Source organism: Emticicia sp., assembly GCF_043780375.1.
Taxonomy (GTDB): Bacteria; Bacteroidota; Bacteroidia; order Cytophagales; family Spirosomataceae; genus Emticicia.
On the sequence record NZ_JAYWCU010000208.1, the window covers coordinates 1 to 21,821 of the forward strand.

At 34.1% G+C, this 21,821-nt stretch carries 17 protein-coding genes; 4 read left to right on the top strand and 13 right to left on the bottom strand.

Annotation, left to right across the window (positions count from 1 at the left end):
* Window positions 1-2: 2 nt before the first annotated feature.
* Window positions 3-677 (bottom strand): TatD family hydrolase, encoded by a 675-nt coding sequence (locus ACH2CJ_RS16320; RefSeq protein WP_394994021.1) that lies wholly within the window; start codon window positions 675-677, stop codon window positions 3-5.
* Between the two features lie 84 nt (window positions 678-761).
* Between ACH2CJ_RS16320 and ACH2CJ_RS16325 the strand changes: the two genes are divergently transcribed.
* Entirely contained in the window at window positions 762-1,238 is a 477-nt protein-coding gene (locus ACH2CJ_RS16325) for a GNAT family N-acetyltransferase (RefSeq protein WP_394994022.1), read from the top strand.
* Here ACH2CJ_RS16325 and ACH2CJ_RS16330 read toward each other — a convergent pair.
* The 10 genes from ACH2CJ_RS16330 to ACH2CJ_RS16375 form a co-directional block, all read right to left on the bottom strand.
* Window positions 1,213-2,847: a CotH kinase family protein gene (locus ACH2CJ_RS16330; protein ID WP_394994023.1), complete on the bottom strand. Its 1,635-nt coding sequence runs from the start codon at window positions 2,845-2,847 to the stop codon at window positions 1,213-1,215. The genes ACH2CJ_RS16325 and ACH2CJ_RS16330 overlap by 26 nt on opposite strands.
* A gap of 63 nt (window positions 2,848-2,910) precedes the next feature.
* Window positions 2,911-4,260: a DNA/RNA non-specific endonuclease gene (locus ACH2CJ_RS16335; protein WP_394994024.1), complete on the bottom strand. Its 1,350-nt coding sequence runs from the start codon at window positions 4,258-4,260 to the stop codon at window positions 2,911-2,913.
* A gap of 110 nt (window positions 4,261-4,370) precedes the next feature.
* Window positions 4,371-8,948 carry a LamG-like jellyroll fold domain-containing protein gene (locus ACH2CJ_RS16340; protein ID WP_394994025.1) on the bottom strand — a complete coding sequence of 1,526 codons (4,578 nt, stop codon included), beginning with the start codon at window positions 8,946-8,948 and terminating at the stop codon, window positions 4,371-4,373.
* Window positions 8,949-8,967: 19 nt separating this feature from the next.
* Window positions 8,968-13,377 (bottom strand): 3-coathanger stack domain-containing protein, encoded by a 4,410-nt coding sequence (locus ACH2CJ_RS16345; RefSeq protein ID WP_394994026.1) that lies wholly within the window; start codon window positions 13,375-13,377, stop codon window positions 8,968-8,970.
* 15 nt (window positions 13,378-13,392) lie between these two features.
* Window positions 13,393-14,202, bottom strand: a complete 810-nt coding sequence (locus tag ACH2CJ_RS16350; RefSeq protein WP_394994027.1) for a hypothetical protein — start codon at window positions 14,200-14,202, stop codon at window positions 13,393-13,395.
* Between the two features lie 114 nt (window positions 14,203-14,316).
* The gene (locus tag ACH2CJ_RS16355; RefSeq protein WP_394994028.1) at window positions 14,317-15,141 is read right to left on the bottom strand and encodes a nuclear transport factor 2 family protein; all 825 of its coding nucleotides are present in this window, start codon (window positions 15,139-15,141) and stop codon (window positions 14,317-14,319) included.
* Window positions 15,142-15,162: 21 nt separating this feature from the next.
* Entirely contained in the window at window positions 15,163-15,570 is a 408-nt protein-coding gene (locus ACH2CJ_RS16360; RefSeq protein WP_394994029.1) for a hypothetical protein, read from the bottom strand.
* A 60-nt stretch (window positions 15,571-15,630) separates the two neighbouring features.
* Window positions 15,631-16,023 carry a hypothetical protein gene (locus ACH2CJ_RS16365; protein ID WP_394994030.1) on the bottom strand — a complete coding sequence of 131 codons (393 nt, stop codon included), beginning with the start codon at window positions 16,021-16,023 and terminating at the stop codon, window positions 15,631-15,633.
* A gap of 124 nt (window positions 16,024-16,147) precedes the next feature.
* On the bottom strand, window positions 16,148-16,501 hold the full coding sequence (locus tag ACH2CJ_RS16370; RefSeq protein ID WP_394994031.1) for a LytR/AlgR family response regulator transcription factor: 354 nt from the start codon (window positions 16,499-16,501) through the stop codon (window positions 16,148-16,150).
* The gene (locus ACH2CJ_RS16375; RefSeq protein ID WP_394994032.1) at window positions 16,486-16,683 is read right to left on the bottom strand and encodes a response regulator transcription factor; all 198 of its coding nucleotides are present in this window, start codon (window positions 16,681-16,683) and stop codon (window positions 16,486-16,488) included. The genes ACH2CJ_RS16370 and ACH2CJ_RS16375 overlap by 16 nt, the downstream gene beginning before the upstream one ends.
* Before the next feature lie 127 nt (window positions 16,684-16,810).
* Here ACH2CJ_RS16375 and ACH2CJ_RS16380 point away from each other — a divergent pair, with 127 nt between their 5' ends.
* The 3 genes from ACH2CJ_RS16380 to ACH2CJ_RS16390 all read left to right on the top strand — a co-directional run bounded on the left by ACH2CJ_RS16380 (window position 16,811) and on the right by ACH2CJ_RS16390 (window position 20,532).
* Window positions 16,811-17,107 carry a hypothetical protein gene (locus tag ACH2CJ_RS16380; protein WP_394994033.1) on the top strand — a complete coding sequence of 99 codons (297 nt, stop codon included), beginning with the start codon at window positions 16,811-16,813 and terminating at the stop codon, window positions 17,105-17,107.
* 309 nt (window positions 17,108-17,416) lie between these two features.
* Window positions 17,417-18,685, top strand: a complete 1,269-nt coding sequence (locus ACH2CJ_RS16385) for a sensor histidine kinase (protein WP_394994034.1) — start codon at window positions 17,417-17,419, stop codon at window positions 18,683-18,685.
* A gap of 11 nt (window positions 18,686-18,696) precedes the next feature.
* Window positions 18,697-20,532: a histidine kinase gene (locus ACH2CJ_RS16390; RefSeq protein ID WP_394994035.1), complete on the top strand. Its 1,836-nt coding sequence runs from the start codon at window positions 18,697-18,699 to the stop codon at window positions 20,530-20,532.
* Between the two features lie 4 nt (window positions 20,533-20,536).
* Here the strand turns inward: ACH2CJ_RS16390 and ACH2CJ_RS16395 are convergent, their stop codons facing one another.
* A complete protein-coding gene (locus ACH2CJ_RS16395; protein ID WP_394994037.1) occupies window positions 20,537-21,178 on the bottom strand; it encodes a response regulator in 642 nt (213 codons plus the stop codon).
* Between the two features lie 170 nt (window positions 21,179-21,348).
* On the bottom strand, window positions 21,349-21,708 hold the full coding sequence (locus tag ACH2CJ_RS16400) for a hypothetical protein (RefSeq protein ID WP_394994039.1): 360 nt from the start codon (window positions 21,706-21,708) through the stop codon (window positions 21,349-21,351).
* Window positions 21,709-21,821 lie beyond the last annotated feature (113 nt).

Below are 21,821 nucleotides of genomic sequence, written 5' to 3' on the forward strand. Positions count from 1 at the left end.
GTTCACCCACAAATCATTAAATAATTTGCAAAAATAACATCTTCTAATGTATTTAGGGGAATATTTAACAAAAATGATGCTTTCTCGTAGATTTTTTTAATAGAAATTGCCTTGTCATCGGTTTCAAAGAAAAGTTTTTCGAGTGGAATTTGTTGTAAAAATTTTGCAGTATTTGAATCATCATTCATCAAAGATGCTCCCAGAGAGAGATAAAAACCTCGTTCCAGTAAAGATTTGGCAACTTCGATATTATTATTGAAACCATGTATAATCATCGGTACTTTTGGACGAACAATTTTTTTGATGGAAATTAGCTCATTAAAACATTTTACACAATGAATCAAGATTGGCTTTTTTACTTCCTCGGCAATACGAATTTGCTTGATAAAAATTTCTTCTTGTAAGGGTAGTTGCGAGCCTTTTAATCTATCTAAACCACATTCTCCAATAAATTTAACTGATTGATTATAAGCTATTTGTCTTAGTTTATTTAGTTGAAGTTTTTGATTTGGCTGGCTTATATACCAAGGGTGAATTCCTACTGAAAGCCAAGAATTAGTGGGTGATTCTTCTGGAAAAGTTTCTAATTCTTCATTTGACTCTGGAATAATGAGATTGAAAATTATTTGTTCATCAGCTTGCTTTTCGGCGTGATGTGTATGTAAGTTGAGCAGCATAAATTCAATAAATGAATATCATATTTTAAAATTACTTACAAATATATTCTATCATTCTAACATTTACTCAAAATTAAGTTTCATATGGATTTTAGTATCAAATGTGTGCCGTTTTATGAGTTAAGTTTGGACGAGCTTTACTCTATTATGATTCTTCGTCAGGAAGTTTTTGTAGTTGAGCAAAACTGTCCTTTTGTAGATGCCGATGCAAAAGATCAATTGGCTTGGCATCTAATGGTGCTTGACCAAAATCATAAGTTAGCTGCCTATACTCGCCTTTTTGACAAAAGTGTTTACTATGAAGACTATACTTCTATTGGTCGAGTGGTAACGTCGGCACATAAACGAGGTTGTGGTATGGGTAAATTTTTAATTCAAAAATCTATCGAAAAAACCATTGAATTGTTCGGCAATGAGCCGATAAAAATCGGAGCCCAAAGCTATTTGATTAAATTTTACCAATCACTCGGTTTTGAACTCACAGGTAATGATTACATCGAAGATGGAATAGAACATACCTACATGATTCGTCCAATTATTGTTGCACCAATTTCTTTGTAATTGTCTTTCCATTGATTTCTATTTTCAGAAATTTCACTCCACTAAAATGCTGATAATCAGGCAATTGTATATTAAAATCGTTGTTTCCTGGTTGTATATTTTCGGTGATGTTAAAAAGTGTTTTGCCTAAATTATCTAAAAGGGTAAATTGGACTTTTTCAGGAATTTGTGCTTGAATATTGATATTTATTCGTTCTAAAAATGGATTTGGAAATGCTTTAATTGCAATATTTTCCCCATCATCTTCATTGGCAGTAATAATAAAATTTGTTTGAATATTATTGTCAAGCCACGTGAGTCGTTGAGTAATAAAGTTTTTGAGTTCATCAACTTCTCCAAACCAAGTGCTTGCGTAGGGTTTTGGTTGAGGCCAAACGTAAATACCCAAAATTTGCCATTTCTGAAAATTCCTAACAATTGGTTCTTTCAAATCATTTGTTAGTGAATCAATATGTTTATTTATTCTATCGGTTTGTAATGCTCCATGTTTCCTTTGAAAAGCATATTCTTGCCCTAATTCCTTAACAAATGCCGAGTCACTCAACATTTTTTCCCACCAATAGGGTACTTGCCAATAATCGTTGCTACAAACTTTATTAAAATTATAAGCAAATCCAAAAGGTGAATTTCCGTCACAATAATCGGCATTTCCATAGGTAATATCATAGTCCCACGGTGGACCCGCCTTTATTTTCCCACCTTTACTATCTTTATCTTTGTAAAAATAGGTACTGATTCGATAGCCATCTACATTTTTTGAGAGTTCGTTTACCAAAAAAAGCTGAATGAATGATTTAGTGTCAAAATACTTTCGGTAGCCATTAGTTTTATCTCTGAAATTGGCATCATTTAACGTTTTTTCGGCAATATCAACATAATTTTTGAGATATGTTTTTTGTTCAAAAGTGATAGTATTGGGTGATTCATATTGAAAATAGGTAAAATTTGTTTTAAAATTATTGTAATTTGGATATTTTGAATTCCAACCACCTAATTTTGCTCCAGTAGTTTTATCAGCTTTAAATATATAGCCACCCGTAATATCATCTCCTTTTAGGTCAGTTTCTTTCAATTTGGCAATATCTACCCTGCCAGTGGCTCGTTTTATCTTTTCTTCAAAAACATAAACTCCCATATATACATCATTCACAAGCACTTCAACATATTGTGTACGAGTTGCATACATGCCCATTTCACGAGCGATTCGCATTGTAAGTACATTGTGCATGAAGCTTTTTTCGTTGTAAGAAGCAAAAAGTATCCAGTCGGATTCTTTAGGCATTCCAAAAAGACTTACTTCTTTAGAGGCTAATTTATCGTCCCAAAGCTCAATGCCATAGCCTTTTTTGGGAAATATTTGTGAAGATGAACCTCTATATTCTATCCCAGCTAAACCATTATAATGATTTGGAGCATCGGTGGTTTTATTGATTTTTCCAACACCATTATAAATAATTTTTAAGTCAGCTTTTATTTTGGGTTCGTCATAAATGGTTGCTCCATTGGTATTGATTAAAATAATGGGAAGGTTGGAGTTCGTAAGAAATTGTGCCGAAATATTAGCTAAAAATGTGACAGTCAGTAGAATAGTGAAGTATAATTTTTTCATGGACTAATTAGGTCAGAAAGTTTATAGGTTGAATAAAATTACTTAATTTAAGAAAGATTGGTATTAGTATCGAAAATTAGCAACTTTCAAGGTTGGTCCATCATCTTTACGAGATTCTAACGTTTTTTGAATAGCACTTGGTACATTCGACATGAAATCATAGCCCGTCAATATTTCTAAATCATCAATATTTAGTCGATAATCGCCCCATTTTGTGCCATTTACACTTTCTTTGTTTGGCACATTTACGGCTATTACTCGAGTTTGGGAATCTATTCGGCTAATATCGTTGCTACCAATTGGTAAGATTATTATAACTTTCCAGAATGATTCTGGTACAATCACTTTTCCATTATCCAGCGTATTAGTTTTTCCACCATTGCTACCCGTTCCACCTTTACCATAAACCCCTGCAATGATATAAAGTTCGTTGCCACCTTCGGCAATTTTGCGTGAATAAGCTTCTAAATCTGCCCAAAGTCCACGATTATTATTGGGGGCTTGTGGTGCAATATTTGTCATCAAGAATGTTTCATCATTGTCTTCAAAACTTCCATCTCTATCATCGGAAGGGCAAAGATGCCCACGGTCGAAACCTGAATTGGTATAGTCGGAAGTTATAACTTTATACCAAGCACTTGGGAGCGTTTGGTCTGGACGAAAATTATCGGTGCGATGTGTATTTCCTTTCCAAGCGGTACTTAGGTGCCAACTTACCCAATTTGCTGTACTTTTGCTACGATTATACGACAAAACGTATTGATTTTTTATCATCAAATAATTATTCTCATCATTCAAATCGGCATTGCTTGGGTTTCCCATTGCCAAATTATCATCACGAGTGGCAATGTTTAATTTGGTTGGCGAATCACCAGTGGAAGAAATAATTATATCATCAATATTAAGGCGATTCGCTCCGCCCGAAATCTTTCTTATTTCAAAGCGAATTTTACTTTGTTCGTTGATAGCGAACGCCACAGTTGTAAACTTACTGCCCGTTGTTTTTTGGGTATTATTAAATTTTGTCCAACTCGCCCCACTGTTTTTCGAAATGTATAAATCCCATTCACTATCTCCATCGCCTTGATAAGCGGCATGAGAAATAGTAATATCTTTTACTCCTAAAATATCATAATTCATTCGAATAAAGCCTAATTCTCTAATCCTAACAGATTTTGCTCCATTTTTTGAATCATTGGCACTTGAGCCAATCAGAGCATCTTCAAAGTACCAACTTCCGCCCGTTAGTTCGATATTCCCGCCTGCATAACCACTCTTAGAGGCATTTTCTAATCCTTCGGGAAAGCCCTTGATACCCGTAGTCGTAGTTTTTGGCGTAATACTGGTGATACATGAACTGACAAAGAAGGTAAGAATAACTAATGAGGAGAGTATTTTAGTTTTGTGGTGCATGAATTCATAAGTTTATTATTTTGTAAAATTAATGAAAAAATAAAAACAAAACGGCTGATTTAATATTTTGTATTAAACCATCCGTTTTGTTGTGAAGAAGGAAGTATTATTTAGTTGCAACCGCCGATTTCGGCTTTGAAGTAACCACCATTGGTTGGTTGTGCTTTGAAGCCTGTACTTAACAAAATTACTTTGGATTGATAGCTTACTTTTGCAGTGTTTGTTATTTGGTTGGTGGCTGTTAGTAAGCCACTGGTGGCACTTGCTTGGCGAATCACTGTTTCTGTACTATAATTTGGTGACGAAATTCCGAGTGATGATAAACAAGGATTTAAGAGTGTGCAAGCACTCGAAACTCCACAATTTACATCAATCAGAGCAACACTTGTATTAAAAAACTGTGGTTTATTATTAGTTCCTATTGCTCCTGACCTTGTGCCGTGTAATTGGTTTGGGGAACAATCCTGTACGTCACAAGTTGCTTCTCCATCAAATTTATAGTAGAAAACCAAACCACTTTCGTTACCACTTAATTCTTTGTTAAAATTAACTCCAATTTGAGTTTCTGTTCTGGTAATATTCCAAAAGCGTGCTTCTTCAAGTCTGCCGTCTAATTCATAGCCAGTAAATGTATAATGATTTCCTAATTTCATTCCAAAGTTTGTTTGACTTGCGGTGTAATTTAAGGTTTGAATATCTTGTAATTCACCATTGATATAAAAACTACATTCTTTGGTGGTATTATTAAATGTACAAGCTAAATGATACCAAGTCCCTGCCGTTGGCGTAAAACTAAACCCTGCTTCACGTGGTGAACCATTCTCAGCAAAACCAAATTTGATTGAACTCCCTGCTTGGGCGTAATTATAGTACATCCAACGTTGGCTGTTGTCCATGATGGTTTGGTTTCGGTTATTAATATCAAACCTTGTGTAAGATTCTATTGTGAACGAAAGTGAGTTAAAACCTACATTGATAGGAATTGTAACAGCATCATCAATTCCATCAAAATCAAGAGCTTGACCGCTCGAAGGTGTGATAGTTACATTATCCAAAACTGTTCTTGGGCTTTCGCAACCCAATACAAAACAAACAGGATAATAAGTTGTAGGAGTCGTAAGAATTGGCGTAGTAAAAGTAGGTGTTTGAGCTAAAATTGCTCCGTTCGATGCTTGCCCATACCAACGGGTTTGTTCAGAACAGCCTATTGCTGAAAGTATTAGGCTATTCCCGCTTACCACACTACCACCCGCACTTGAAGGCACGGCAGGTAAAGTAGTACAATTTGGTTGATTGACAGTAACTGTTGCAGGGCTACGCTGGCTTTCGCAATTATTAAACGTACAACTAAGGTAATAAGTAGTAGTGGCATTGAGCAAAGGTGTAGTATAATTATCTCCTGTAAAAATAGGTGAACCGCCAGATGCTGCGGCATACCATTTTACAATACCAAGGCAACCATTACTTTGAATAGTGGCAGGATAACTTGCCAGAATTGTTGGTGTTGTTGCCAATGGGCCTGCTGGGGCAGGGTTTGTACAGGTAGCAGGAGTAAATTTCCAAGGTTCTGCTTCTACTGCTGGGTAGTAAAAATTTCTTACATTTTGATATTTATGCATGGTGAAATATAAACTACCATTCCAAGCATACATATTCACAGGAGTTGTGGAAGCCACTTTTGTTAAATTTTTTAATTGCTTAGTGCCTTCTGTCGTACCGTCTGTAGACCAAATTTCACTGTCTTGAGCTGTAACTGGAGTTGGTGTTTCTTTCCCAGCAAAATATAATCTGTTGTTTAGAACAGCGTATGGCATTTTTTCACTTGCTTCAACACTTCCATGAATTGAATTATAATAGGGGTCAATATTATAAGAACCTGTTAGTATATCGCTTTTTACCAATACTGTACCATTAGTTGTACCATCAGTTTTATGAAATCCTCTATTTCCATTACTCGTATTATCAAAACCTACAAAATAGACACTTCCATTGAAAGGATAGAAATATGCAGGGTCTGAACTTGAAGGGTAGGTTTGTCCCCAAATATCGGTATAACTTCCAGTAGCAATATTTTTTATTAAAACCGTACCCGTCTCTGTTCCATCAGATTTCCATACTTCACTACCATTTACACCGTCGTCTGCATTAAAATAGAGTACATTATTATGAATGATGCTTCGAGTATCTAAATTCGGTAAATTAAAGTTTGCTCCAAGATAGAGTGATTTATTAGAATATTTAATGGCATCTTTTCCAGATGAAAAAGGTCCAGGGGGGAAATTGTTTGGAATTTCAGGGTTAATATCTTTTACAATACTTGTTCCAGTGCTTGTTCCATCCGATTTCCAAAGTTCCATACCCGAATTTACATTGTTTCCATTTACAACGATAGTTCCATCAGCCACAAATAACATTAGGTTATTGGCCACGCCAAAAAATCTTGGGATTTTTGCTGACGTAGAAGAACCGATAGATTTTACAAAACCCCCTGATGTTCCATTGTGTCTTCTCATCGAATAGCTTACATTATTGAATTGGTCAGGAACACCAGCAATGAAGAAATAGATTTGGTTATTATAAGATTGTATTTCCGACTGGCAATTTTCATAAACCCTTACCGTTCCTACCTCTGTACCATCTGTTTTCCACAAATCAATTTTACTTGAAATGTTATCTGTCATGGTGAAAAACACCAATCCATTGCAATACTCCATATCAAAAATATCATATAACGATTCTTTTGTTCCACCATCGCCTTGATTTCCTCCAAGAAAAGATTTGATTTTAATTGTTCCCCCTATTGTTCCGTCTGATTTCCAGATTTCTCGTTGGTAGGTAGTTGTATTTGGTATTTTACTTTGTCCTTCAAAATATAAATGAGTTGGAGTTTTTACTATTTCACCACTATATGGTTGTGAGGAAATTCCTCCATTATTTTGGTAATTTTCATTATAAATTTCAGCCAGGGGTATTGTACCTGCTTCAGTTCCGTTGGTCTTCCACAAATAGCAGGACTTGTTTAAATCTGTGTAAGTCCAACCAAAAAAGACGAGATTGCCTCCCAATTCAGTAAATTTGGTAGGGTGTGAGCTATAATGACCATATTGAAGTCCCCAACCTGTGTTTATATTTTTTAATCTTTTGAATTCCTCAAAAGGCTTGGTCGTACCTGAATGTTTTAAATTTGACAAAACAAATCCTCCACCATCAAAAACTTCTTTTGTACCTACTTTGAAATAGGCTTGTGCATCAGGAAGCCGTCTTATCGTTCCACCAGTACCTATCAGAAGCCCATCAGCTCCTGTTGCACATAAAACAGCTTCACCACCTATACTATTACTTTCCTCATTCGACCACATATATACTTGGTCACCATTCGGTTTCATTTTCATAATTAATAAAGCATCATTAAGGCTCGAAAATGAACCAATAGTGTTAAAGTTTTCATTAACAGCAGATGGTACGCCCACATACATATTATCACTGGAATCAAGCGTTAAACTTCTAAATAGATAGGGGAATTGTACATCATAAAATTTTATCCAAGTTTCAACACCCGTTGGCGAAAGTTTAGCAATAAATTGTTTAGATGAATTCATTGGTAATTCATAAGTAACCCCACCGTATGTTACTGTTCCGTTTCCATTAACTATAGGAGAATTATAGGTAGGGCTTACACCGAAATAACCAGTCAGTAACACATTTCCTTGACTATCAATTTCTAACTGTCCTTTATCTGGGCAATGAAGAGACGGATACCTCTTCATAAAACCAACCGTCGGGGTAGCAGCATTCAGGTTATCCAAACGAATCACAATCATTTCCGTTGTATCAAATTGTTGATTGGAGAAATCATTAATCCAAACATCGCCTGTTTTTAAATAAACCCAAAGACTTTGTTTATTGTTGGTCAGTTTCATATCAAAAATGTGGTTCTCAAACTTTGAGTCCACATTGGCTGCAAACCACGCTTTATCAAGCGTCCAAACCTTATTATTGATATATAAACTTGGGTCAGTATCAATTCCTGCTTTTGTCGCTTTAAAGATTCTATATCCCCTGTTCGTAGTGCTATTGTTTGCATTGGGTCCTAATACATCAGTTGCATATATTGCCGTATTATCGGTTTGAATAAATTTATAATTTGCACCACCTACGTTTGCAGAATTTGCCTTCTTAATCCAAACCATATTTCCGTTACTTGCATTGATTTTATATAAAAGTGCATCGCCTGCCACATTGGGGTATGATGCTCCACCCGCTGTGGTAGCATCACCGTATTTAAGAGTGCCTCCTCCGCTCCCTTGTGATACTACGTAAATGAATCCATCATTGCCCAAATCAAATTCAGAAATATCCCCATAAACCAATGTCTTAACCCATAAAATAGTTTCACCTGTTGGGTTAAGTTTCATCAGATAGTAGCCATTAATATTCCCGAAATAGTCTTGGGCATAAATATCCTGATTGGCAAACTTCATGGCTTTGTTGATTTGCCCACTTACATACATATTTCCAGCCGCATCACGCTTGATAAGGCGTATGTCAGAACTATAATTAGTGCCAACCGAAGGAATAGATGGATAGCCTTCATTAGCCACCCTTGCCCAATCGAAGGTGGGGAATTGTTGGGCAAGGGTTTGATTGATTGTTAGAATCAAAAGATAAATGATTAATATTTTTTTCATGTCTTAATACGATTGATTGTTAAGGAATAGTTACAGTAACTGCTACACGTGGAGACTCACAAGATGTTCCATTATTACAAGCCACATAATAGGTTGTGGTTGAATTTAAGGTAGGAGTTGTAAAGTTTTGACCTGTATAAGTTGCCGTTCCTAATGTTGCTTGACTATACCATTTATATGTAGAGCATCCTGTGGCTGTTAAGTTTGCCGAATTGCCCGAAGAAATTGTCATACCCGATGCCGTTGGTGCATTCGGTGCAGGACTGGCACTAATAGACATTGTTTGTGCGGTACTTGACCCATAGGCATTATTAGCAGTTACACTTAAAATTCCTGAGGTGGCAGTATATGAAAAATCAAGAGTGATAGTTCTGGTATTATTGATACCACCCACAAATGTTACGCCTGTTCCAGAGTATGTCCAAGTGTAGGAAGTTGCTCCTGCAACTGCAGTTACTAAATAAGTCAATCCACTTCTTCCCTGACAAGCTGTTCCTCCGCCAACTATGGGCGAGGGTTGAGTAGGTACAGAACCCACTGAAATCAAGAGCGATGTACGTGTTGTTTCTGAACACGGTGAGTTTGAGCATGCTACATAATAGGTAGTATTGGCATTTAAAGTAGGAGTTACAAATATATTTCCTGTAAAAAGCAAAGTGCCATTTGTAGCTTGGTCGTACCATTTGTAAGTTGTACATCCAGTAGCAGAAAGACTTGTAGATGTGCCTATTCCGATAGATTTACCTGTTGTTGTTGGTGGGCTTGATGGAGAATTTGTTATAATGCTCAAGATTCTGCTTGGACTTGTGCCTGCATTATTGGTAGCAGTAACAGACAAATTACCCGAAGTGGCATTGTTTGCAAAATTAATCGTAATACTATTCGACGTTCCATTTAATGTAGCCCCTGTTCCTGAGTATGACCAGTTATATGTTACCCCTGCTTCATTCGGAATTGTATATACTACACCAGTTTGTCCATTACACACGACAGAAGAACTTACGGTGAAATTGGCTGGTTGTGCTGGAGCAATTGATGAATTACAACCACCAATTTCTGCTTTGAAGTAACCTCCCGAATTATCTGTGTTAAAACCAGGGCTTAGCATAATAGATTTCCCCGCTTTTAGTTCTATTGATGGTGGTATGACAGACGAGCCGCTCACTTCGATGGTTTGGCTTGCTTGGTGTTTGTTGATAGGAATAAAACTACTTCCTACTATATTTACAAAACTTATTGAAGAAGCACAAGGGTAAATTTGATGAAACTCCTGTTTGTGCAATGCTAAATCAGAGGTATAAATAGATATGTTAAATGTATTATCTGAGATTTTGGGTACATCCGCAATCAAAATTGTAAACGTATTTGATGTTCCATTTCGTACTATTGGAATTAATGCACCATTACATATAAATGAGGTTTTGCTCCAATCAATTCCCGATGCATTATCAATAAGAGTTATTGTGAATGAATTATTATCAGTAAAAGTCGGTGGAGGCGTAACAACAATGATAGGTGGGTCATAATCATTTTGGAGTCCAACTCCCAAAGCAAAAATCCCAAGTCGATTAAAGTTAATAGTTTGGTTTGCAGCTCCAATATCCTCCCAAACCTCACTACCATTTGGTAAAAACAAAACTCTTGGGACTAAATTTTCTGCAAGCCCAGCTAACTTCAATTCATAGTTGCTAAACTGTGTATTGATAGTAAAATTACCATTTGGAGCTGTGCTTAATTTATTTGTTCCATCAATTGCATCTAAAAAAAAAGTATCAGTTATCAACTTGAATGTATCTAAACTGGTTTTGGCATCAAGTTGGTTTTCTGGATAATAATATAAAAAATTAATTTTAGTACCACTATTAAATGCCTGACTTGCTGGAGGTATCGTAAATGTAAAAACACTTGGGGTTTCATTGGTATTCGCACTTTTATCTTTCTGACTTCCTATTTGTTTGGCATCTAAGGACAGTCTGCTGACTTGCCCTTGATTACTATTCGACAAAGTTATAGGAGAATTACTGACTGTTTCTTCTTTTGAAGTGATAAATTGGTTACCGAATTGTTTTTCTTCAGTGGTAGAGTTAAATAATCCTTCGGAGAGCTTAGTCCAAAAGTAAATCATAGGATATGAGTTGGGTAGCTCTAAATTTGATTCAATATCTGGATAATCAGTGGTCATTAATAAAGAATCAAAATCTTTTACATTAGAGTATTCACGCCCATGATGTTGATAACTATTCCAAGCTTTATACCCTATCACCTTTTTTAAGCTATATGTCGGCGATAACGGAATTTCAATTTCAAATTCATTATTTGAAACTTTAGTGATTTTTCTTCTATTTGAAATTACTACATCGTTTTCATTCCAATTATCATCGAAATTTTGAAAGACTATATCATTAAAATCAAATATTTGTTTGTAAATATTAGTCCCATCTGTTACAATATTAGAGGCTAAACTTAATACTGGAAAAACTGACTTCTCTAAAACTAAATTACTATATGGAGCATTTGTCGCAGTAAGAATAGGTTTGCTTTCTAATTTTTGTAATACTCGACCGGAATATTTAAAGTTGTTAATGTTAGCTATTTTATATTCTGAACCAGCAATAGATATTGCTTTTTCTGTCGAAAACTCAATTATTCCGTAATTTGTTTTTCTTTCAGATGAAGGGAATTCATCAGTATTTTTTTTAAGAGAAACTTGAAACTTTTCGGAATTTGAAGACCATTTAAAAGGAGTGAATTTGATTTGATTAACCATCTTATCTACACCACCCCCAAGACCAATTTCTACAGTAGTATTGTTTTCTTTTAAAGCGGTAATTCTGTTTGTAGTAGTAAAAGTCCCGTCAGAAGCTGAGAATTCATCGTTTGACTCAATATTGATATTGGCATCTAATCTAGCACTTAGATTAAATATACCATTAAATACCTCGAATTTATTTTCTTTAGATTTAGGAGTGAATAACTTAAAAGATGTTAGTCCTACAGATCCTTTTGCTTCAATTTCTAAATTAAAGCCGTTCTTGTCAGATGTAATAGATTTATCAATAATTCTCGATAGTCTTTCTAAATAAGTTTGAGCAAGAAATGAAAATGGATTTGGAGCAAAGAGTAAAAACGTTTTGCTACCAAGAAAAAAGCAATCATATCGGCTATTCAAATCAATGTCATAGCCATATTCTCCAACTGTGTTTACAGCTAATTTGCCTTTAAACTCGCCTAAACCGACTTCAATTTCATTTGAAACTTTGATATTCGCTGCAACTTTTGCCTTTACATTTAATCCCAATGGAGTAGATACAATTACGCTCCAGTTTGTGGCACTCTTTGGATTGATTATTAATGCTGGATTTGATGTTATTCCGAAGCCCACCGATGAACCTCCAATTTTTGCTTTTACACCTGGTAATTGTAAATCAGGGCTTTTAACAGAAAACTCTAATTCATCCTTTGCACTCATGCCGAACTCTTCTTTAATTTTAGGAGCTTTTTCAATTACGGATATGGTTAAATCATTATTTAAAGAAGACCTGCCATTATTAGCCAGTGTATTAGATGGGCTGCTAAAAGCATTTGAAAGTAACTCGCAACTTACATTTGCAATTGCTGCATCAACGAAACTGAGACTTTTCTGTGTCCCTGCCAAAATTTTATCATCTGAACTATTCTCTACATTTCCGCCACCAACTTTCACTGTCAAATCAACCAAGCCAAACTTATCACTTGGTGGGGAGGATATTATCTCAGGGCGACCATTAATCTGATATTTTAGTAGTACATCTTTGACAGGCTCATTTTTCTTGTTTTTCACAAGAAAGTAATGATGGACAGTGGCTTCACGTGGTACTTCGTAGCTATTTTTATTAATTACTTCCGATAAATTTAGAATTTGAAGTGTATCTTTATCACACGAAGAACAAATTTTATTATTACTTCCAGTAACTGAAATTGTAGGAACAAAATCAACTTTCAAATAAGGAGAAGCTGAAAAAACCGAATAAATTGTTTCAACATTCCAAATCACTCGATTATCTCCCACAATTGGATATATGCCTTGTATTGGTGCTTCGTAACAAAACTTTCGTTTTCCTCGGCATTCCTCAATGAGTGATTCATTAGTAAATTCGTTTATGTATTTGGGAGAGCTTGCATCAACAGTAGCACTAAATGTAATTTTAGTTCTAACTGATAGGTAAAATTTGGTATTTGTACTAAAAGAAGCTCCAGAAGGCGTTATACCAATTGCTCTATAAGTTCCTTCTCTGACCGTAGCAGTATCTAATTGAATTGCCAATTGCCCAAATAAATGGTTGGGAATTGCAAAAGCCAGAGTTAGAATTATTTTGCTCCAATTATTTCTGAATATTTTTGTCAATTCAAAATTGGGAGAATGATTGCAAAAGCGTATTTCTTTTTTCATGATTTCATTCTAAATTTAATAAACTTTATAACCACTAAAGCTAAGAAAAGTGCCTCCATAAATTTTCATAATATAACCAGCGGTTGTGTATGCAAATATTTCAATTGTATCATTAGTAGCTAATTTTAAGTTAAATGAAGTATTATAATCTACACCACCCATGACGACTGCTTGCGTAGAAACTCTGACATTTGCACCGTTTTTTCGAATTTGAATTATAGACACAGTCGCTTCTGGAACAGGTACAGTAACTGGAAAAATATTCATCTTTAAATCAAAGTGATACATTCCTGGCTCACTTGCTGTAAATGCACTGTTTGTTGAAAACTGGTTCGCATCGTCAAAATCTTCTATATTTAATATAGTTAGCTTAGTTGCAGTATTACCAGTGAATGTCTGCCCAGTTGAAGACGGAATTGCACCTGTTACTGAAAACCCTTTTGAACCGCCTCCACCAGCAGCATTGCCCCATTCAACAGTTCCAAAATTATCAACTGCGGTCAACACTTTATTTTGAATTGAGGTTTCGTTTGTGCTAAGTCCACTTAGTTTTACTTTCCCTTGAGAGACAATCGAATATCCATCTAATGAAAAGAAATTAGAACTGATTCCTGTAAGGTTTTGATAAGTAGTACCATTGCAGTAGTAAATCTTATTATCTGAGGTACAATACACCATATAGCCTTTTTCATTTGCAAGACAAGTAGTGGGCGGTGTTGTTACTTTGGGTAATGAAAAATAGTTTTGTGAATTAACTGTATTTTGTGAAAATCCACTGTTAAAAAAAAGCAGGAATAAAATCGAAATAAAAAATAAAATTTTCATTGTCTTAAAAAGTTTATAGGGGATTAAAAAATTTTCGATTTAAAAAAATCAAATACCCTACCCCAAATTCCATTTAGCAGTAAGGTATTTGATTGAACGATTATCAGAAAAAACTCACTTCATCGCCTGCTCGCCCACATACACAAGTTTCCATTCGCCATTGATGCGTTCTAAAATTCGAGTTTCACGGTCGGTTTGTAAAGTTTTCCCATTGGCATTAGCTTTTTGAGTATAGGTTGCCCAAGCCATATTATTATTAATTCTGATTTCTATATTATCTCTCTCTATCATGATGTCCTGCTTTTTGAGATTTGGAACAATTAAGTTTTGAAGCTTTTCCATACTTTCGCCCACAGCGTAAGGCTGACCTAAGATTGGTACTAAATACTGGCTGGCACTTTCATTAGTCTTTTTATCTGCCCAATAGCTCAATAGTTTTTTGCCGTCGCCATCAATATAGGCTTGTGTTTCAGCTTGAATTACTTTCTTGATAGCGGCTTCATCTAACATTTTTTCTGGAAAAATATCAGAATGCTGCGAAGAGGCTAATTTCCAACCTTTACCTTCATAAAAATAGATATAATTAAATACGCCTTTGTGTACATTGATGGTGTTCGGAGCGTGTTTATAAGTATCTTTCTGAACAAAACTTCCAGATACAATAGCCACATTGCCTAATTGCTGTATTTTCTCATCTTGGGTTATTATCTCCATGCTACCATAAATATTTTTGAGATTAGAAACCAACTCAATACTATTGTATTTTCCGCCTACACCAGTAGTAAGCAAATAGTCTTTGGTTGTATTTTTTTCAATAGAATTGGCAGGATTGGCGTTAAAATCTGCATTAAATTTTTTATAGGTTTCAAGCGTAAACTTTTCTTGACCTAAACTTGATAAAGAAAAAAGTGTACATAGGAGTATTAATAATTTTTTCATTGTTTTGATAGTTAAAATGTTTTAAGAAAACAAAGGTTGTTCATTTGTTTTATTTGCTCGAAATATGAAAAATGCACATACTAAACCCACTAAAAGTCTAAAACTCATATCAACCCAGAAGAAAGTATTGCTCGGAACATCTTTCAGGAAAATATCATAACAGGCTTTCAAAAAACTACCAACACAGGTAATTAGTCCATAAAGTAGAATGGCGTTTATGACTTTTTCTGATTGTTCGTTTCGGAGAAGAAAAATCAGCAATCCTACTGTAATATTAACCAAACCGAGGTATTGCAAAATAACAATGTGGAATTGGTCGATAGGCTGTATGCCATAGTTTACTAATGAACCATTTGCGTTAAAAAGCATCATGCCGCCCGCAATGAAGCCATAAATGGCAAAAAAGAGTAAGAAATTTGAGGTTTTCATTTTTGTTTTTGGGTTATTGGTAAAGAGATTTTATAGGTTTTAAGAGAATTTATTGAAATGTTAATCATTTTTTTTGTCGATTCTAAGCAAATAAAAAACACATACCAAGCCCACTAAAAGCCTAACACTCATGTCAACCCAGAAGAAAGTGTTGCTCGGAACATTTATTATATAAACATCATAAAGTGCCTTTAAAAAACTACCAATAGTGATAAATAAATAGGTTATGAGGAGAGATTTAATAACCGATGGTGATTGCTCATTTCTTTGTAGAAAAACAATCAATGATAAGGCAATATCTGTTAGACCCAAATATTGTAAAATAACAATATGGGTTTGGTCGATGAGCGGTACGCCAAAGTTTTCCAATGAGCCAGCAGCGTTGAAGAGCATCATGCCACCAGTAATGAAGCCATAAATAGCAAGAAATAGTAAGAAATTAGATGTTTTCATTTTTTTAGGGTTAATTTGATTAGAAATGGTTTTAAATTTATTTTAGGTTCAAATTTTACAATAATTACAAGCACTCTTCTCCAAATCTGATTTAACGGTAGGCAATTCGATTTAAAGGTTAATCTTAACTTGCCAAAAGTGACTTTTTTAAACCATTTACTTTTCTTCTGGAAACGATAATTCGTTTGTTATCAGTCATTTGTACTAGTTTATGTGGTTCTAAAAAGTGTTTTACACAATTTAGATTTACCAAAAAAGATTTATGTGTTCGATAAAAATTAAATGGTTCAAGGCGACTTTGTAGGCTTTTGAGTGGCGTGGCTACGATAAACTTTTCGCCATTTTTGAAATGAACAACCGTATAGTTTACATCGGCTTGTAGCAACATTATTTCTTCGGGCTTTACGGAGCGAAATCCACCAATCGGAATTGTATTTTCCATAGCAAAAGCTGTTTTAAGGTCTAAATTTTTATCCATTTGTTTTTCAAGGCTTCTTTTACTAAGCCAACAACCGACTGTACACCCATCTTGCGGAACATATTTCTGCGATGGCTCTCTACGGTTGGTATGCTAATGTGTAAGTTTTTAGCTATTTGTTCGGTTGTTAGTTCGTTGGCTATTAGCTCCAGTATTTCTTGCTCACGTTTTGTCAAGGTCATAGCCGTTTTGTGGTGTTTTGGTTTGTATGACAAAGGTGTAGGTTCTTGAAAGAATAATTTCTCATGGTTTACCATGAATTTCAGTAGTGGTAAACCATGATTTTGTTCTCATGGTTTACCATGATATTTGAGTAGCGTACTTGGAAATGTGATGGCTTTTGTAGAAATTTCAGAAAATATATTGATTCAAATGATGAAGAAACGTAGCTATCTTTTCTTGGTATTGATAGTTTTATTTGCCAATAATGTTTGTGGACAAACCTTGTTCATAAAGGAATTGGCAGAGGCAAAGAAGTTACTTCCAAGTGCCAAAAAAGATAGTATTATCGTTGATTTTATATTCCGTCTTACTCAAATACATTCTGTCAATGTTGAAAAATGGCAAGATTCACTTAAATTATATGCTACTTTAAATAAAAACTGAACGGCATTCCTCCTTTCAAGTTTTCTAAATAAAGATATTACAACAAGCCAATTTGAATTATTAACAATTGCGGATGAATTTGAAAAAAATAAATACTTTACTTATGCTTCTTGGGTTTATCTCCGTACGGGCGTTGCATTTACTTATTATTTCCGTGAAAAATCAGAGCAAAAAAAAGCACTTATTTATTATGATAAGGCTTTAAGTTTAGCTAAAATTTCAGGGTCTGAAATTGATATCGTAAGAGCCTATGATTATCTTGGCGACCATTATTTAGAAACAGAAGACTATGAAAAGGGGCTATATTATTTGAAAATTGCAGAGAAATTAGCGATTACAAAAAAAACACAGTCAATTTTGCCAACAATTTATTCTTCCCTCGCATCGTGTTACATTAACCTCAACGAATCAGAATTAGCAAATAAATATTTCAATTTGTATTCTACCCTTCTTCTTAGTCCTATTTTTGATTTTCATTTGAGCTATAAATTTTATGTAAATCATGTTTATTTAAGTAATGCTTCAAAACATTACCTAAAAAATAAAGAATTTGAAAAATCCTTAAACTATAGCTTAAATGCACTTTACGCAGTAGATGAAATTATTAAATTATTGGGTCAGCGATTTGATTTTATAACCTATCAGCTAAACGCATTAGAAATTATACATAAAACATATTTTGGATTAGGAGATTTTGAGAACGCGTACAAATACTTTCAAAAATTTGAGCAAATTAAAAATAGTAAAAATAAAAATGCTCAAATCAAAGATTTTAATGAACTAAATCTCAAATACCAAACCGACCAAAATAAACTAAAAATCACTGCATTGGAGAATGAAAACTTAAAAAAAGAAGCAGAAAAACAATCAACTTTAAAATATTTTGGCACAGCCGTTATTTCATTGCTTTTACTAATTATTGGTAGTGTTTTTTACTCGAACAATAAATTAAAAAAGAAAAACAAAGAAATCTCCGAAGCAATGCTCAAAGGTCAAACCATCGAACGCCAACGAGTTGCACTTGATTTACATGATAATTTAGGAAGCACACTTTCGGCACTTTGGTTGAGTTTGGATATGATTGACCAATCAAAAATGAATATTGAAGAAAAGGAAATTCATCAAAACCTTAGAGAAAACCTCGAAAAAGCCTATAATGATGTGCGTTTGCTGTCGCATAATCTCCTGCCCGAAGAATTTGAAAAGCAAGGTTTAGCAACAACTTTACAAGGTTTTGTTCGAAAAATCAATAAAAACTCAGCGATTCATTTTGATTTAAAAATAGATAAAGGCTTTGGTAGAGTTGATAATAAAATCGAATTTGAGTTATACAGTATTTGTCTCGAATTGGTCAATAATATTATGAAACACTCAAAAGCAACTGAAGCAAAAATCGAACTTTCTCGCAATGAAAAGCAAATAAAACTAATTGTTTCCGATAATGGAATTGGCACATTCAAAAACGACAGCGATGGAAAAGGCATGAAAAATGTAAAGGCAAGAGTTGAGTCGCTGAATGGTGTTTGGAATTTGAAAAATATAGAAAATCAAGGAGTTATAAATGAAATTTTGATTTAAAAAACTTTGATATGAGTAAAATTAATTTCTTTTTATTGGTAGTATTTTTTTTCTTAATTGCTCCAAAAGTGGATGGGCAACATGAAAATAATGAGCTTTTTTTAGTTCATAAGAAAAACTTTGATGAAATCTCAAAGATTAAAGAATCAATTTCAAGAAACAAAAGATTGATAGAAGTATTAGACACCATGATACATTATTTTCCAAACATCAATTTATATAATTCTTTAGACAATCAAAATACAGAAATCTTCAACAATTACTCAAAGTATCAGAACGATGTGAAAAAAGTGCCACATCTTAATTTAATTCTTGGGAATTCTCTGTTATTTAAACGAAAACCTATCGAATCATTGACGTATTTATTTGAAGCAGAAAAAGCTTTTGAAAATTTAAAAGATTATAATTGTCAGATTTTTACTTTGCTTCGTATTTCATCTGCATTTACTCACTATACAGACTCTCCGGCGGGATTGCCATATATTGAAAAAACAATACGTATTGCTCGAAATATCAATGATGTGGCCTTGCTTTCTCAATCCTTGACTTACAAAGGCGATTATTATATGACGAGAAATCAATATAAATTAGCATTGCCATCTTTTTATGAAATTTCTGCCCTTAAAAATGTTAGCAAAAAGCATAAAATTGTCAATAATTTTAATTTAGGATTTAGTTTTTATAAGTTGGGAAAAGAGAAAGAAGGTATTAATTTATTGGAAAACACACTAAAAATAACACCCGATGATTATGTTGATTATCAGATAAATGTTCGGCAAGATTTAATAAAAATATATATTGAAAAGGATAATTTATTAAAAGCTAACGAACATTTGAAAAAATTGAAGTATTATACTTTTTACCCAAATATTTACTCTAATGATTCTTTAAGATATAGTTTATATGACTATCAAATTCAAAAAGGTTTAGGAAATTATAAAACTGCTTTAAAATATTTAGAATTTAGAAGAGTTTATGAAGATTCTGTAAATAAAAATCAGACTGCACAGCAAGTGGAGGGAATAAAATCACAATTAACATTAAAAGAGCAAACTGAAAAACTTCAAAAATCAGAAAATGAAAAACTAAAATCAGAGAATGAAAGACAAAATCAATTTCGATGGTTTTTGATTGCAATAAGTGCAATTGGTTTATTATCAACGATTTATGTATTTCTTACAAATAAAAAACTGAAAAATAGCAATTCTCAGCTTCTTGAAAAAAATAGAGAAATCTCCGAAGCCATGCTCAAAGGTCAAACCATCGAACGCCAAAGAGTTGCTCTCGATTTGCACGATAATTTGGGCAGCACACTTTCTGCACTTTGGCTTAGTGTAGATACTATTGATAAATCAAAGATGAATAAAGAGGAAAAGGAAATTCATCAAAACCTGCGAGAAAACCTCGAAAAAGCGTATAATGATGTGCGTTTGCTGTCGCATAATCTCCTGCCCGAAGAATTTGAAAAGCAAGGATTAACTATAATTCTGAAAGGTTTTCTAAGGAAAATGAATAAAAACTCAACGATTCATGTTGATTTGAAAATTGATGAAGATTTTGGCAGAGTTGATAATAAAATTGAGTTTGAGTTATATAGTATTTGCCTCGAATTGGTCAATAATATAATGAAACACTCAAAAGCGACCGAAGCAAAAATTGCACTTTCACGAACCGAAAAGCAAATAAAGTTAGTAGTTTCAGACAACGGAATTGGCACTTTCAAGAATGAAAGTGATGGCAAAGGCATGAAAAATGTAAAGGCAAGAGTGGAATCGCTGAATGGAGTTTGGGATTTGCAAAACATTGAAAATCAAGGTGTTAGAAGTGAAGTTTTGATTCCAGTTTGACGTTTTACTCTACCAAGCCATGTTTAATGGCAAACTTTACCATGCCGATTGCACTTTTTACATTCAATTTTTTCATCAAATTGGCACGGTGAGTTTCAACCGTCGAAACGCTGATAAAAAGTGATTCTGCAATTTCAGAAGTTGATTTTTCTTGGGTAATCAATTTTAAAATCTCAATTTCTCTTGCCGTTAGGTGTTCGATTGTCTCGGGACGGGCATCATTATAATCGTCATCAGCCGTAGCAGCCAATTCTTCAATCACCGCTTCGCTATAATATTTCTTGCCTTCCATCAGCTTTATAATAGCTTTTTCTAATTCATCTTTTCCTGTCTTTTTTAGTACGTAACCATGAACGCCAGCCCTCAATGCCTCTCGAATATGAGGAGCATCTTCTGCCATTGTCAATAATAGTATTTTAAGGTTTGGATGTGTTTTTTTTAACTGTAAAGTGAGGTCAATACCACTAAAATAGGGCATGTGTAAATCAGAAACTAAAATATCAACCTCTTGATTATCAAGAAATTGGCTTACTTTTCTGCTGTCATTCAATATGCCCACAACTTCTACATTTTCGATAGATTTAAATAGCAATCGTAAGCTATCGAGTAATACTTGATGGTCGTCAATAAGTAAAAGTTTTGTCATTAGCAGTTCGACTTTTTTTGTTCTTGTAAATTGTCCAAAGATATATCTTTTCATTAAATAAGCTAAAGAAAATTTATTTAATGGTAGGCAAACTTTTGTTATAATCCAATGGAAGACGTAAAAAAAGAGAATCAGTACTTGATAATGACTGATTCTCAAAATATAATTCGTTATGCTTGTTTTTTCAATTCAAACCAAGTCCAAATGGCAGTAGCCACATCAATTCCCGCAAAAAGAATGAGCGTAATTGGAGCAACATCTGTGATAGCCATAATTGTAAATCCAGTACCGACCAACAATCTGCTCCAAATAGTGAAACTCACAACTTCGTCGTTGCCGTATTCTATAATTCCATAGTAAACAACAGCGAGTGAAAGTAATACTACGCCGAAAACTTTTATCCAAATTTCGGAGGTTGGTTCAAAACCGAACATTCCGAGAAGCGTATTCGGAATAAAAATAAGTTGGAGTGCCGTAATAAGCACGTAAATTACTTGAACTGTTAGAGAAATATAACGTTTTTTTTGCATTCGCTTTAGAATTTAAAGGGTTGATAGTCAATAAGTTTAATGAAATTAATATTTTTTTATGTACTTTCAAATGAATGTTCGATGTTTTGATTAAGTGGTTTATGTAAACTGAA